Here is a 13,510-nt window from a genome sequence, read left to right as displayed (position 1 = left end):
TGTCCTTATAGATAAACAGGCTTGCCCGTGCGCACGCTCTCATCGGCGGCGAGGCATATGCGCAGCGATTGAACGGCATCGGCCATATGGCGATTGAGGTCGAGATCCTCGCGGATAGCCTTCAGCATGAAGGCCTGCTCGAAGTCGCAGAGCTCCTGGTGGCCCGGTTCGCCATCCATGTGCAGGTCCTGATCCGGCCGGATGAACTGGCCGTTCGGCCCTGTCTCGGCGCTATGCAGCCGGATGACCGAGGTCTTCGTATGCATATCGATATCGTCGGACTTGGCGTTTTGATCCATGACGATCGACACCGATCCGTTCGGCGACATCACGTCCTTCACGAAGAAGGCCGTCTCCGAAATCATCGGCCCCCAACCGGCCTCGTACCAACCAACCGAGCCGTCCTCGAAGATCACCTGCAGATGGCCGTAATTATACATATCCGGCTTAATCTCTTGTGACAGCCGCAGGCCCATGCCACGCACCTCGACGGGCTTAGCGTCGGTGATCTGGCACATGACATCGACATAATGCACGCCGCAATCGACGATCGGCGAGGTCGTGCGCATCAATGCCTTGTGCGTCTCCCAAGTCGGGCCGCTCGATTGCTGATTGAGGTTCATACGGAAGACATAGGGACCGCCGAGCTTGCGCGCTTCGGCGATCAGCCGCATCCATGAGGGATGGTGGCGCAGGATATAGCCGATCGCCAGCTTCTTGTTGGCCTTCCGCGCTGCCGCGACGACGCGCTCGGCATCTTCGACCGTGGTCGCCAGCGGCTTCTCTACGAAGACATGGCAGCCGGCTTCGAAGGCCATGACGGCGAAATCGGCATGGCTGTCGGAATAGGTATTGATGGAGCAGAGATCCGGCTTCAGCTCCTTCAATGCCGCCTCGAAATCCGGATGGATCGTATATCCTCGCAGTTCCTCAGGCAGCTCCGGCCTGGAGCGGTTGACGAGGCCGACGATCTCGAAGCCCGGATTGTTGTGATAGGCCAGCGCGTGGCTGCGGCCCATGTTGCCAAGGCCGGCAACGAGAACGCGGATCGGCTTTTCGGATGAGTTCACTTGACTGCTCCGGAGGTAATGCCGCGAATGAGTTGGCGTGAAAAGATAACGTAGAGGATGAGGATCGGCAGGATCGCGAGCGTCAGCGCCGCTAGCACCGCATTCCAGTTGGTGACGAACTGGCCGATGAAGATCTGCGATCCGAGCGTCACCGTCTTGGTTGCCTCGCTCGGAGCCAGGATCAGCGGGAACCAAAGATCGTTCCAGATCGGGATCATGGTGAAGACGGCGACCGTTGCCATGGCCGGGCGGACGAGCGGCAGGACCAGACGGAAGAAGATGGCATATTCGCTGAGGCCATCAATGCGGCCGGCATTCTTCAAATCGTCGGAAACCGTCCGCATGAACTCGGACAAGATGAAGATCGCCAGCGGCAGGCCTTGCGCGGTATAGACGAGGATCAGCGCCGTCAGCGTGTTGACGAGACCGGCGGCAACCATGCCCTGCAGGATCGCGACCGTGCCGAGCCGGATCGGGATCATGATGCCGATTGCCAGATAAAGCCCCATGACCGTATTGCCGCGGAAACGATATTCCGACAGCGCGAAGGCGGCCATGGCGCCGAACAGCAGAGTGAAAATGATCGAAACGATCGTCACTATGAAGCTGTTCTGGAAATAGGTCAGGAAATCCCCCTGTTTCAGAACGGTGTCATAGCCGATCATGCTGAAGGAGGATGGCGTCGGGACGCTCAAGGGCGCGCGGAAGATCGAGGCGCGATCCTTGAAGGAGTTGATGACGGTCAGGAACACCGGAAAGATGGCAACCAGCGTATAGGCGATGAGCGCCAGGTGCACGAGGCCGGTGCGGACAAGGGACGTGCGTGCCTTGGACATGGTCGCGCTCCTCAGAACTGATAGCGGCGGATGCGCCGCTGCACGATGAAAAGATAGAACGAAACGCCGGCCAGAATGATGAGGAACATCACCGTCGCGATCGTCGCACCCATCGAGCGGTCACCCAGCTGAAGCTGGAAACCGAAGAAGACGCGGTAAAGCAGCGTCCCGAGAATATCGGTGGACCCATCCGGCCCCGCCAAGGCGCCCTGCACGGTATAAACCAGATCGAACGCGTTGAAATTGCCGACGAATGTCAGGATCGAGATGATGCCGATCGCCGGCAATACTAGCGGCAGCTTGATTTTCCAGAACTGGCTCCAGCCGGTGATACCATCGCATTCGGCCGCCTCGATGACCTCTTCGGGGATATTGAGCAGTGCGGCATAGATCAGCATCATCGGGATGCCGACATATTGCCAGACCGAGATCAGCGCGACGGTAATCAGCGCCGTGCTCGGCCTGCCGAGCCACGGGGCGAAGAACGATTTCAGACCTATGATATTCAGAAGCTCGGGCGCAACACCCCAGAGTGGCGAGAGGATCAGCTTCCAGATGAAGCCGACGACAACGAAGGAAAGCAGCGTCGGCAGGAAGATGGCCGTGCGGTAGAAGGCGACAAAGCGCAGCTTCGGCAAAGACAGGAGTGCAGCCAAAGCCACACCGATCGGATTCTGCACGCACATGTGAATGACGAAGAAGATCAGGTTGTTGCGCAGCGCATTCCAGAAATCATGCGACCAGCGTTCGTCGCCGAACAAAACCTTGAAATTGTTCAGCCCGACGAAGACGGACTGATTGTCGACGACATTGTAAAGCGACAGCCGCAAGGTCTCGATCAGCGGCAGGATCATGACCGCCGTATAGACGACAAAGGCCGGGAATAAGAAGACGAGGATGTGCCAGCGCTTGGAGCGCCTGATCGGCATAACCTCAATGGCATCTGATGTCGCAGCGTCGCTCATGGCTTTCTGCCTGTTTTTCTTGGCTGCATGCCGACGCAGCAGCTCTAAGGTTCAAATCCACCCGCAGTTACGGCTTATGGCCGAAGTGAAACGGCATCGGGTGCGTCGAATGCAAAGGCGAGGCGATCGCCGGCTCGATTATCGAAACCATGAAAAGGGCGAGGAGCCCGTAAGGTCCCTCGCCCGCATGAGGCAACTATTTACTTGCCGGGCTTGTACCAGCTGTCGAGGCCCTTCTGAAGCTTCTTGGCAGCATCGTCCGGTGTATCCGTGCCGTTGATCACGTTTGCGGATTCGGTCCAGGTTTCATTTTCCAGATTCGGCTTACCGCGCGACAGGATCTGATAGGTGGACCGAACGGTCGACTTGTGATTGTCACGCCAGGAAACGAATTCCTGCGCTAGTGCATCACTCATCTTTACCGGATGCGAGTTCAGGCTGAAGAAGCCAGGTAGCGAGTTGGCATAGATGTTGGCAAACTCGTCGGAAGCGACCCAGCTCAAGAACTTCTTGGCTTCTTCCTGATGCTTGCTCTTCGTGTTCAAGCCGACGCCGATGTCCGGATGGTCGGAGATATAGGCGGTGTCGCCAGCCTTTGCGACCGGCGGCGGGAATGCGCTCATCTTGAACTGCGCCTGGGTGTTGAAGAGAGCAATTTCCCAGGAGCCGGCCGGATAGATCGCAGCTTTGCCGAGCGTGAAGAGGTTCTGACTGTCAGCATAGCCCTGAGCTTCGAAGCCGTCGCCGAGGTAGGGTTTCCACTTGGCCAGTTCCTTGTAAGGATCGACCCACGGCGCGTCCGTCAGCTTTTCCTTGCCTGATATCAGCGCCTTGCGGCCGTCTTCGCCCTTCCAGTAGTTCGGGCCAATGTTCTGATAGCCCATGGTTGCGGCTTCCCAGAGATCCTTCGTGCCCATGGCCATCGGGATGTAGGTGCCGTCGGCCTTGATCTTATCAAGAACAGCAAAAAACTCGTCGCGTGTCGCCGGGACCTTCAGGCCGAGCTTGTCGAAGGCATCTTTATTGTAGATGAAGCCGTGGATGACGGACGCCATCGGCACGCAGAAGGTCGACTTTCCATCGTCGGTGGACCAGGCGGCCTTGGCGACGGCAGAGAAGTTTTCCAAGCCCTTCAGGCTCGTCAGATCGGCAAGATGCTTCTTGTTGAAAAGGTCGAGCGAGGCGTCGAACGGACGGCAGGTGATGATGTCGCCTGCGGAGCCGGCGTCGAGCTTGGCGTTCAGCGATGCATTGTATTCGGTCGGAGCCGTCGGCGAGAAGACGATCTTGATGCCCGGATTCTTCGCTTCGAAAGCCGGGATGATTTTTTCCTGCCAGATCTGCAGGTCGTCGTTACGCCAACTTTCAACCGTCAGCGTCACATCGGCTGCATGCGCTAGGCTGACCGAGGTCAGCAGGCTCGATGCAAGAAGCAAGCCTTTCAGAACATTGGTTTTCATTTCCCTCTCCTGTTTTCCACGCCATAGCAAGGCGCTGTTCTCGATCTGAAAATCCGCTGGCCTGTCCGAGGAAACGGTCAGCGCCCCATTGGGATCGCCAATATTGCCGACCCCTCATGCAAAGGCTTCAGGGGCGCTCTGCCCGATCAGCCGGATCGATTGCCGCCCGCCGCCACCCGGGCGGAGACGCTGCAAGAACCATGCGGGAAATTCACGACGAACGCCGAAGCGAGATCCTCCTGATCCGAACGGTAGGGACAACGACGAGATGCACGCCTTTGATGCCCACCTACCGGCTGCTGTTCTTTTGGCGGCTTTGCCGACGTCCGTTCGCATTGTTCCCTTGTTGCGAATTAAGGCCAAAAAAATACCAATTGTCCAGCCGATTTTAACTTTCACATACAAAAATATCGACGGAAACAAATTATCCCATGTATTTCAGTGGGATACGAGCCAGTAAAAATGAGCACGCCACCTATTGGTAAATGGTATTTTTTTGGTATTGTATTGAAAAGCGGGGAACATGCGGCATCCGGAGGCATGATGGGGCAGTTTGCAATTGGTATCGACGGCGGCGGGACAAGTTGCCGGGCAGCGATTATAGACGGCACCGGACAAGTACTCGGCACCGGCAAGGCCGGCGCGGCCAATATCCTTTCCGACCTGGAAAACTCGTTAATCCACATCGTCGCCTCGGCAAAGCAAGCACTGATCGATGCAAAGCTGGACCCTGAACTGCTAGGGAAACTACCTGCGGTCATCGGAACCGCCGGAGCCAATGTCGGAAATTATGGCAAACGGGTCGAAGGCGCCCTGCCCTTTGCAAGCACTCGCGTGGTCACCGATGCGACGATTGCGCTTCAAGGTGCGCTCGGCGACGCCGACGGGATCATCGGCGCCTTCGGCACCGGCTCCGTCTACAATGCCCGGCGCGATGGCAAGAGCTGGGGGATTGGCGGTTGGGGCTTTATCATCGGCGATCAAGCCAGCGGCGCACGCCTTGGCCGCGACCTGCTCGAACGAGTTCTTCTCGCGCATGATGGGGTGATGACGGGCTCGGCGCTGACGGCATCGATTATGGCTGAATATGGCAACGATCCGGAACGGATCGTCGAATTTGCTCACGTATCGAAGCCCAAGGATTTCGCACGCTACGCTCCAATCGTGTTCGAATATGCCGGCCTGGAGGATGTCGTCGCCATCGATATCGTCAAGATGGCGGCGAGATCCATAACCGAGAGCCTTGACGCATTGCTTTGGCCGGGATGCCCTTCGATCTGCCTTCTTGGCGGCCTTGCCCAAGCCTATCGTCCCTGGCTTGATGAACGGCACAAGGTGATTCTCGCCGAACCCAAGGGCGATGTCTTGCGCGGCGCCGTGGAGCTGGCAGCAAAATTGCTGCAGGGTGGAGAAGGATCCAGGGCATGACCGAAGATTTGAGCGCGATCTTCTCGCCGGAGCGCCTTTCGGGAGGCGGCACGGGTCCGCTGTATGTCAAGCTGCGGCGCACGCTCGAAGAGGCAGTGAAGATCGGAAGGCTGAAACAAGGTGACGCACTTCCGCCGGAGCGCGACATCGCCGAATTCGCCGCGGTCAGCCGCGTCACCGTGCGCAAGGCAATCGACGATCTCGTCGCCGAAGGCATCCTCGTCCGCCGCCATGGTTCCGGTACCTTCGTCGCAAAACCAGTTTCCAAGGTGGAGCAGCGGCTGTCGCAGCTGACGTCATTCACGGAGGACATGGCCCGACGCGGGATGACCGCTCGTTCCGAATGGCTGCACAAGGGCGTGCACACACCCTCTCCGGACGAGATGATGATTCTCGGCCTTGCGGCCGACACGAAGGTATCGCGGCTGAGCCGCCTGCGCATTGCCGACGATCAGCCACTCGCGATCGAACACGCCAGCGTCTCCGGTGAGTTCCTGCCGGATCCGTCGGTGGTAACGACATCGCTCTATGCGGAACTGGAAAAGCGGCAGGTGCGCCCGGTTCGCGCCGTTCAGCGCATATCCGCAACCAATATGAAAGAGGCCGATGCCGAGCTGCTCGGCGTCCCCGTGGGAGCCGCAGGCCTCTCGATCGAACGCATCTCCTATCTCGGCTCCGGCCGGGCAGTCGAATTCACGCGATCGCTTTATCGCGGTGACGCCTATGATTTCGTCGCGGAGCTGACGATAGGCGCGAACTAGCGCAAATCTGCGAAGCAGAAAGAACTTCTGGAATCAAAAAAACGCCGCCCCAGCTTGAGCAGCCGAGGCGGCGTTTTTATGCGGAATCACATTCTAAGCGAAACAGGTCAAGCCTTTGAAAGGACTCGAAATCAGGCCGCGTCGTCCACGTCTGCGTCGCGCTTTTCAGGCACATAGTTGAGAACGGGGCCTAGCCAACGTTCCACCTCGGCAACAGGCATGCCCTTGCGGGCGGCATAATCTTCCACCTGATCGCGTTCGACCTTGGCTACACCGAAATAATAGGACGACGGATGACCAATGTAGATGCCAGAGACGGATGAGCCCGGCCACATTGCATAGCTTTCCGTAAGGGTCACGCCCGTTGCCGCTTCGGCATCGAGCAAACGGAAAAGCGTATCTTTCTCGGTATGATCAGGCTGCGCTGGATAGCCAGGCGCCGGGCGAATGCCGGCATAGGCTTCAAGAACGAGTTCTTCGCTCGAGAAGTTTTCGTCCGTAGCATAACCCCAGAATTCCCGCCGCACGCGCTCATGCATCCGCTCGGCAAAGGCCTCGGCAAAGCGATCGGCCAGCGCCTTGACGAGGATCGATGAATAATCGTCATTCGCCCGTTCGAAACGCTCGGCGATGGCCACTTCCTCGATGCCGGCAGTGACGACGAAGCCGCCGACATAATCGCCCACACCGCTTGAAACCGGCGCCACGAAGTCCGACAGAGCCACATTCGGTCGGCCATCCCGCTTCGACAGCTGCTGGCGCAGCGTGTAGAAAGTCCCAAACTCCTCACTGCGGCTTTCATCCATAAACAGCTTGATATCGTCGCCGAACGCACCCGCCGGCCAGAAGCCGATGACCGCGCGCGGGCGGAACCAGTTCTCCGCGATGATCTTTTCCAGCATCGCTTGCGCATCGCTGTAAAGCTGCCGTGCCGCCTCGCCCTGCTTCTCATCCTCCAGAATGGCTGGGAAACGACCCTTGAGCTCCCAGGTCTGGAAGAACGGCGTCCAGTCGATATATTTCGCCAGCTCGGCAAGATCGTAGCTCTCGAACACCTTGGTGCCGAAGAACTGCGGCCTGACGGGCTTGTAGCTCGACCAATCCACCTTCTCGGCATTCTCGCGCGCCCTTGCGATCGGCAGACGCACCTTCTCGGCCTCGCTGCGCGCATGCGCGGCAGCGACCTTGGAATATTCGGCTCGGACAGTATCGACATAGCCCTGGCGCGCTTCGGATGACAGCAAGGCCGATACGACACCGACGGCGCGGCTGGCGTCCGTGACATAGACCGTCTGCCCGCGATGATAGCTCGGATGAATCTTCACCGCCGTATGAACGCGGCTGGTGGTGGCACCACCGATCAGCAGCGGAATATCGAATCCCTGCCGCTCCATTTCCGAGGCAACATGCACCATCTCGTCCAGGGACGGCGTGATCAATCCAGATAGACCGATGATATCGACTTTTTTGGCGACAGCGATTTCCAGGATCTTCGTCGCCGGCACCATGACGCCGAGATCGATGATTTCGTAATTGTTGCAGGCGAGAACGACGCCGACGATGTTCTTGCCGATGTCGTGCACATCGCCCTTGACGGTCGCCATCAGTACCTTGCCGGCCGAGTGCCGTTCACCACCACCGCCATTGGCAAGCTTTTCGGCTTCCATATAAGGCAGCAGCACGGCAACGGCCTGCTTCATGACGCGGGCAGACTTTACCACTTGCGGTAGGAACATCTTGCCCGAACCGAAAAGGTCGCCAACGACATTCATACCGGCCATCAAAGGCCCTTCGATCACATGCAGCGGCCGCTCGGCGGCCTGACGTGCTTCCTCGGTATCGGCTTCGATATATTCGGTAATGCCATTGACCAGCGCATGCTCGAGCCGCTTCTCGACCGGCCATTCTCGCCAGGAAAGATCCTGCGCCTTGGCCTCCTTGCCGCCAGCACCACGGAAGCGCTCGGCAATTTCAAGCAGGCGCTCCGTACTGTCAGGCCGGCGGTTGAGCACGACGTCCTCGCAGGCCTCTCGCAATTCGGGGTCGATATTGTCGTAGACCGCAAGCTGACCGGCATTGACGATGCCCATGTCCATGCCCGCCTGGATGGCGTGGTAGAGGAACACGGCATGCATGGCCTCGCGGACAGGTTCATTGCCGCGAAACGAGAAGGACAGGTTCGACACGCCACCGGAAATATGAACCAGCGGCATGGTCTTCCGGATCGTCCTCGTCGCTTCGATAAAGTCGACGCCGTAATTATTGTGTTCTTCGATGCCAGTCGCGACCGCGAAGATATTCGGATCAAAGATGATATCTTCCGGTGGCAGGCCCGCCACTTCCGTCAGCAGCTTGTAGGCACGCGAGCAGATCCCAACCTTGCGCTCATAGCTGTCTGCCTGCCCCTGTTCATCGAACGCCATCACGATGACGGCCGCGCCGTACATCCGCATCAATCGAGCCTGCTTGAGGAAGTTCTCTTCGCCTTCCTTCAAGGAGATCGAATTGACGATAGGCTTGCCCTGCACGCATTTCAGGCCGGCCTCGATGATCGAAAACTTGGAACTGTCGATCATCACGGGAACACGCGCGATATCCGGTTCAGCCGCGATGAGATTGAGGAATTCCACCATCGCCTTCTCTGAATCGATCAGGCCCTCATCCATGTTGATGTCGATCACCTGCGCACCGTTCTCGACCTGATCGCGGGCAACGACAAGTGCTGCCGCATAGTCGGCGTTAGTGATCAGCTTGCGGAATTTCGCCGAGCCGGTAACGTTCGTGCGCTCGCCGACGTTGACGAAAGGAATGTCCTTGCTGAGCTCGAAAGGCTCCAGGCCGGAAAGCGCCATGAAGGGACGATGCTCGGCGAGCTTGCGCGGTGGATACTTGGAAACCGCCTGAGCGATCGCGGCGATATGCTCAGGCGTCGAACCGCAGCAGCCGCCAACGATATTGACGAGTCCTTCGCGCGCAAACTCTTCGACCTGAGCCGCCATCATCTCGGGCGTTTCATCGTACCGACCGAATTCGTTCGGCAAACCGGCATTCGGATAGGCGCAGATGAAGGTATCCGCAGCTGCCGAAAGCTCCTGCAGATGCGGCCGCATGGCATTGGCGCCGAGCGCACAATTAAGGCCGACAGTAAAGGGGCTGGCATGGCGCACGGAATTCCAGAACGCTGAAGGGGTCTGACCTGACAACGTACGGCCGGAAAGATCGGTGATCGTGCCTGAAATCATAACAGGCAAATGGATGCCCTTGGCCTCGAAGCGCTCCTCACAGGCGAAGATCGCAGCCTTGGCGTTCAGCGTATCGAAAATCGTCTCAATCAGAATGATATCGGCGCCGCCATCGATCAGACCGTCGATCTGCTCGCCATAGGCCAGGCGCAAATCATCAAAGCTGACAGCACGATAGCCGGGATTGTTGACGTCGGGCGAGATCGAGGCCGTACGATTGGTCGGGCCGATGGCACCGGCAACGAAACGGCGCTTGCCGTCTTCTCGCTCCGCGCGGATCGCCGCGCGGCGGACGATCTCGGCGCCCTCCTTGTTGAGGTCGTAGACCGCACCTTCCATCTGGTAGTCCGCCTGCGCAATGCGGGTGGAGGAGAAGGTGTTGGTCTCGAGGATATCCGCACCGGCTTTGGCATAGCGATAATGAATATCTTCAATCGCATCGGGCTGGGTCAGGATGAGGAGGTCGTTATTGCCCTTCTGGTGGCACGCGCAACCGATGAATCGATGGCCGCGAAACTGATCCTCGTCAAAGCCGAGACCCTGGATCTGCGTGCCCATGGCGCCATCAAGCACGAGTATCCGTTCGCTCGCCGCATTTCGCAAGGCTTCGAAAATCTCGCCGCCATTGCGCTTCGCCGTCTCGGAACCAAAAAGAGTGTCAAACATAAGCGAATTCCTCTGGCCTGATTGCGACTCCGCAACCAGATCACATAAAGATATCTTTATGTCAACATATCTACGCTCATGTTCGATGTAGTGCAAGCACGCCTCTTCTATAGTTGTGTTCTTTCAGGAAAAGACAGACCGGACGAATTGGGGCCCGACCATGGACAACGCGAGGGTAACGACACAGTTTCATCCCATACGCCATGACAGCGCTTTCGGGCGGCGCTATACGGCTTCTGGAAAAGAATCCAAGGAGGACGGCATGAACATACAGGTTGAACCCGCAACGCTCGGAAACTGGAGCACCCGCGCCTACCACAGGCGCTGGCTGCTCGATCAGGCCGATGCGCTTTTCAATTTCTTCCAGTATCGCGCCGTCAATCCCAAGGGCGGATTCTATGAGATGGACGATGCCGGCAAACCGCTGGATAAGGCCAATCCCGTACGCGGTATCCACTCGACGGCGCGCATGGTGCATTGCTTCTCGATCGGGTCGCTGCTTGGTCGTCCCGGCGCAAACGAGATTGTCGACAATGGAATGAATTATCTATGGAACCATCATCGTGACACGAAACATGGTGGCTATGTCTGGTCCCTGAACAATGACGGCCCGGTCGATTCCAGCAAGCAGGGTTATGGTCACGCTTTCGTGCTGCTTGCGGCGTCTTCTGCCAAGACAATCGGACACCCGCTGGCCGACGGCATGCTCGCGGATGTCACGGAAATTCTGAATACGAAGTTCTGGGAAGCAAAGCATGGGGCAATTGCCGAGGAATTCAACCAGGACTGGTCGCTGATCGACGGCGGCAGCTATCGCGGCCAGAATTCCAACATGCATTTGACGGAAGCGCTGATGGCCGCCTTCGAGGTCACAGGCGAAAAGGCATATCTCGACAAGGCCGAAAGCATCGCGGATCTCGTTATCCGGCGTTCGGCTGGATCTGTTGGCTGGCGTGTTGCCGAGCACTTTAACGCCGATTGGGTGCTCGACAAGAATTATCGCGGCAATGAGATGTTCCGGCCGTCGGGCACGACACCGGGGCATTGGCTGGAATGGGCGCGACTTATCCTGCAGCTTTGGTCGCTGGGGGAGAAACGTCACGACTGGATGCCGGACGCCGCCAAGGGCCTCTTCTCGCAATCCATGTCCCTGGGTTGGGACAATGATAAAAGCGGCTTCTTCTATACGCTCGACTGGGAAGATACGCCGGCCAAACGCAACAAGCTCTGGTGGCCTGCCTGCGAAGGTGCAGGCGCCGCTCACTATCTGAATGAACACGTTCCGAGCGACTTCCACGAAGAAAGCTATCGCAAGATTTGGAGCGTGATCGGCCGGGCGTTCATAGATCACACCAATGGCGGCTGGCATGAAGAGCTGACAGAGGGTCTCGTTCCGGCCCACACGCTGTTCCCGGGCAAGGGGGATATTTACCACGCCTTGCAGGCATGCCTGATCCCCCTCTTCCCGGCAACTGGCAGTCTCACCAAGGTCATCGCCGAGGCTGGCGGCAAAATCTGAGATTGACGGCGGCGCCCGATCCAAACCCGGCGCCGCCTCAGCCTTCTATGCGAGATTGAGGTTGTGAAGCTCGTGACCAAGCGTCAGAGCCAATGCCTCGACAACGAGATTATGGTCTTCACGCTGCGGAAGGCCAGAAACGGTAACTGCGCCGATGCAGCCGGTGCCATTGACGAAAATAGGGAAGCTGCCGCCGGATGCGGCATATTCGGCGCTTGAAAGCCCATTGTCCTCGATCGTTTTCCCCTGCTGCTGCAGCCGCAAAGTGCTGGCATAGCTGCTGCGGAAATAGCGCAAAACCATGTTGCGTTTCCGGCGAATCCAATTGGAATTGTCCGGGGTGGAGCCGGGTAACGCAATGTAGAAAACCGGCATCGAATGCAGCGTAATATCGATGGCGACGCCCAGATTACGCTCGCTGGCCAGGTCACGCAGCAGCTTGCCGAGCACCCAGGCGGTCGAAAGATCGAAAGCGTCGAAGCGCAGCGTTTCCTCTTGCAGCTCGATACGAGCAAGGTCCTGATCGATCGTCATGGAAAGCCTTTCCTAAAAATGGATCGGCCTATCAAACGTGGAGAAAGTGATTTGTCCACCTATCTCTTCGGGACTTCGAAACCAAGCCGCCATTTTTGACCGATGAAGAGATCATACTCTTCCGGCTCGAACGCCTCGAAGCCTCCGCCGGGATAGAAGGTCAATTCGCCGACACGGACCCACTCCGCCGATGCATAGAGATCGACACGAACGAAATCGATATCATGCGCCACGGTTTCAGCGACATGGATCATTTCATCCAGCCGCGGCGGTCGCGCAACTTCGCCTGGATAAAGACCAAGATAATCCCGATCGTAAAACGGCAGTTTCTGCCAGTCGGGCGTATAGTTGCAGGAATAGCCTCGACCATTCTCACGTATGTCGATCTCGATATGAGAAACCTTGCCGTTGAAGGTAAAGAGCCGATAATCCCAGGGAACTCTGCCATCGACGAGCAGCATGCTTTCTATAAGAATGCGGCGCTTCAATTGGCTGTAAGCCCACTCCCTGTTGTAGGAAGCATGATCGATCAATAGCCACTCAGCCGAGGGATCATTCTTGAGAAGCCGGTCCACATCCGCCTCTCCATAAAGAAATCGTCCCACCCCACTCGCATGGGTCGGCTTGACAACGGCAGGCAAAGAAATTTCCGCCCAATCCACGGAAGCCAGGTTGGTCCCGACCCAAAGCGTGGGAATGACATATTGGCTGCCAACCCGTTCCGCAATCAGCAGCTTGGCGTCGGCCTTGTCCACGAAGCGTGAAAAGAGAGGATTGCGATCGTAGAGTTTCCGCGCCTGCACCTTATCGGTAAAGGTTTGAGGTGATGTCAAATTGGGGAATTTGCCACGGATGGTACGATATTTCAGAGCACAATAAGCCCTGTCCGGCAAAGGCGACATAAGCCGCCACAGGAGATTGTGCATCCGCTCGCGCAATCCCTTCTGCAGATATCCCGGAATGAGAAATCCATCCCCCTCAGCAGCTCGATCTGTCATAGCAGCCATCTTGAATTTCAACTAGAACGCA

Annotated in this window: 10 protein-coding genes; 3 read left to right on the top strand and 7 right to left on the bottom strand. The window is 57.7% G+C overall.

All coding sequences use genetic code 11. The features are described from left to right. Nucleotides 1–5 precede the first annotated feature (5 nt). From FP026_RS12185 to FP026_RS12170, 4 genes are all read right to left on the bottom strand, one after another. The gene (locus FP026_RS12185) at nt 6–1,070 is read right to left on the bottom strand and encodes a Gfo/Idh/MocA family protein (protein WP_149634860.1); all 1,065 of its coding nucleotides are present in this window, start codon (nt 1,068–1,070) and stop codon (nt 6–8) included. Further along, the gene (locus FP026_RS12180; RefSeq protein ID WP_149634859.1) at nt 1,067–1,906 is read right to left on the bottom strand and encodes a carbohydrate ABC transporter permease; all 840 of its coding nucleotides are present in this window, start codon (nt 1,904–1,906) and stop codon (nt 1,067–1,069) included. The genes FP026_RS12185 and FP026_RS12180 overlap by 4 nt, the downstream gene beginning before the upstream one ends. Nucleotides 1,907–1,917: 11 nt before the next feature. Next, on the bottom strand, nt 1,918–2,871 hold the full coding sequence (locus FP026_RS12175; RefSeq protein ID WP_149634858.1) for a carbohydrate ABC transporter permease: 954 nt from the start codon (nt 2,869–2,871) through the stop codon (nt 1,918–1,920). Nucleotides 2,872–3,071: 200 nt separating this feature from the next. Further along, nucleotides 3,072–4,331: an ABC transporter substrate-binding protein gene (locus tag FP026_RS12170; RefSeq protein WP_149634857.1), complete on the bottom strand. Its 1,260-nt coding sequence runs from the start codon at nt 4,329–4,331 to the stop codon at nt 3,072–3,074. A 543-nt stretch (nt 4,332–4,874) separates the two neighbouring features. Here FP026_RS12170 and FP026_RS12165 point away from each other — a divergent pair. Both FP026_RS12165 and FP026_RS12160 read left to right on the top strand, forming a co-directional pair. Next, nucleotides 4,875–5,759, top strand: coding sequence for a BadF/BadG/BcrA/BcrD ATPase family protein (locus FP026_RS12165; protein WP_149634979.1), 885 nt, complete (start codon nt 4,875–4,877; stop codon nt 5,757–5,759). Next, nucleotides 5,756–6,520, top strand: coding sequence for a GntR family transcriptional regulator (locus FP026_RS12160; protein WP_149634856.1), 765 nt, complete (start codon nt 5,756–5,758; stop codon nt 6,518–6,520). Before FP026_RS12165 ends, FP026_RS12160 begins: the two co-directional genes overlap by 4 nt. Before the next feature lie 131 nt (nt 6,521–6,651). Here the strand turns inward: FP026_RS12160 and metH are convergent, their stop codons facing one another. Next, complete coding sequence (metH, locus tag FP026_RS12155) at nt 6,652–10,428, bottom strand: methionine synthase (protein WP_149634855.1); 3,777 nt, start codon at nt 10,426–10,428, stop codon at nt 6,652–6,654. Between the two features lie 262 nt (nt 10,429–10,690). Between metH and FP026_RS12150 the strand changes: the two genes are divergently transcribed. Then, nucleotides 10,691–11,947, top strand: coding sequence for an AGE family epimerase/isomerase (locus FP026_RS12150; protein WP_149634854.1), 1,257 nt, complete (start codon nt 10,691–10,693; stop codon nt 11,945–11,947). 45 nt (nt 11,948–11,992) lie between these two features. On the opposite strand, the gene FP026_RS12145 is transcribed toward FP026_RS12150, so the two are convergent. Further along, entirely contained in the window at nt 11,993–12,481 is a 489-nt protein-coding gene (locus tag FP026_RS12145; protein WP_149634853.1) for a heme-degrading domain-containing protein, read from the bottom strand. 59 nt (nt 12,482–12,540) lie between these two features. Further along, on the bottom strand, nt 12,541–13,488 hold the full coding sequence (locus tag FP026_RS12140) for an ATP-grasp fold amidoligase family protein (RefSeq protein ID WP_246665316.1): 948 nt from the start codon (nt 13,486–13,488) through the stop codon (nt 12,541–12,543). Nucleotides 13,489–13,510: the final 22 nt, after the last annotated feature.

Source organism: Martinezella tropici (assembly GCF_008370325.1).
Lineage (GTDB): Bacteria > Pseudomonadota > Alphaproteobacteria > Rhizobiales > Rhizobiaceae > Rhizobium > Rhizobium tropici_B.
Note: the sequence above shows the minus strand (reverse complement) of the source record. Positions and strands in the feature narration are given on the sequence as shown.

Bases quoted from the DNA above. Each gene is read 5' to 3' on its own strand.
- FP026_RS12150 (WP_149634854.1), top strand. From the start codon at position 10,691: ATGAACATACAGGTTGAACCCGCAACGCTCGGAAACTGGAGCACCCGC.
- FP026_RS12175 (WP_149634858.1), bottom strand. From the start codon at position 2,871: ATGAGCGACGCTGCGACATCAGATGCCATTGAGGTTATGCCGATCAGG.
- FP026_RS12170 (WP_149634857.1), bottom strand. From the start codon at position 4,331: ATGAAAACCAATGTTCTGAAAGGCTTGCTTCTTGCATCGAGCCTGCTG.
- FP026_RS12180 (WP_149634859.1), bottom strand. From the start codon at position 1,906: ATGTCCAAGGCACGCACGTCCCTTGTCCGCACCGGCCTCGTGCACCTG.
- FP026_RS12140 (WP_246665316.1), bottom strand. From the start codon at position 13,488: ATGGCTGCTATGACAGATCGAGCTGCTGAGGGGGATGGATTTCTCATT.
- FP026_RS12165 (WP_149634979.1), top strand. From the start codon at position 4,875: ATGGGGCAGTTTGCAATTGGTATCGACGGCGGCGGGACAAGTTGCCGG.
- metH (WP_149634855.1), bottom strand. From the start codon at position 10,428: ATGTTTGACACTCTTTTTGGTTCCGAGACGGCGAAGCGCAATGGCGGC.
- FP026_RS12160 (WP_149634856.1), top strand. From the start codon at position 5,756: ATGACCGAAGATTTGAGCGCGATCTTCTCGCCGGAGCGCCTTTCGGGA.
- FP026_RS12145 (WP_149634853.1), bottom strand. From the start codon at position 12,481: ATGACGATCGATCAGGACCTTGCTCGTATCGAGCTGCAAGAGGAAACG.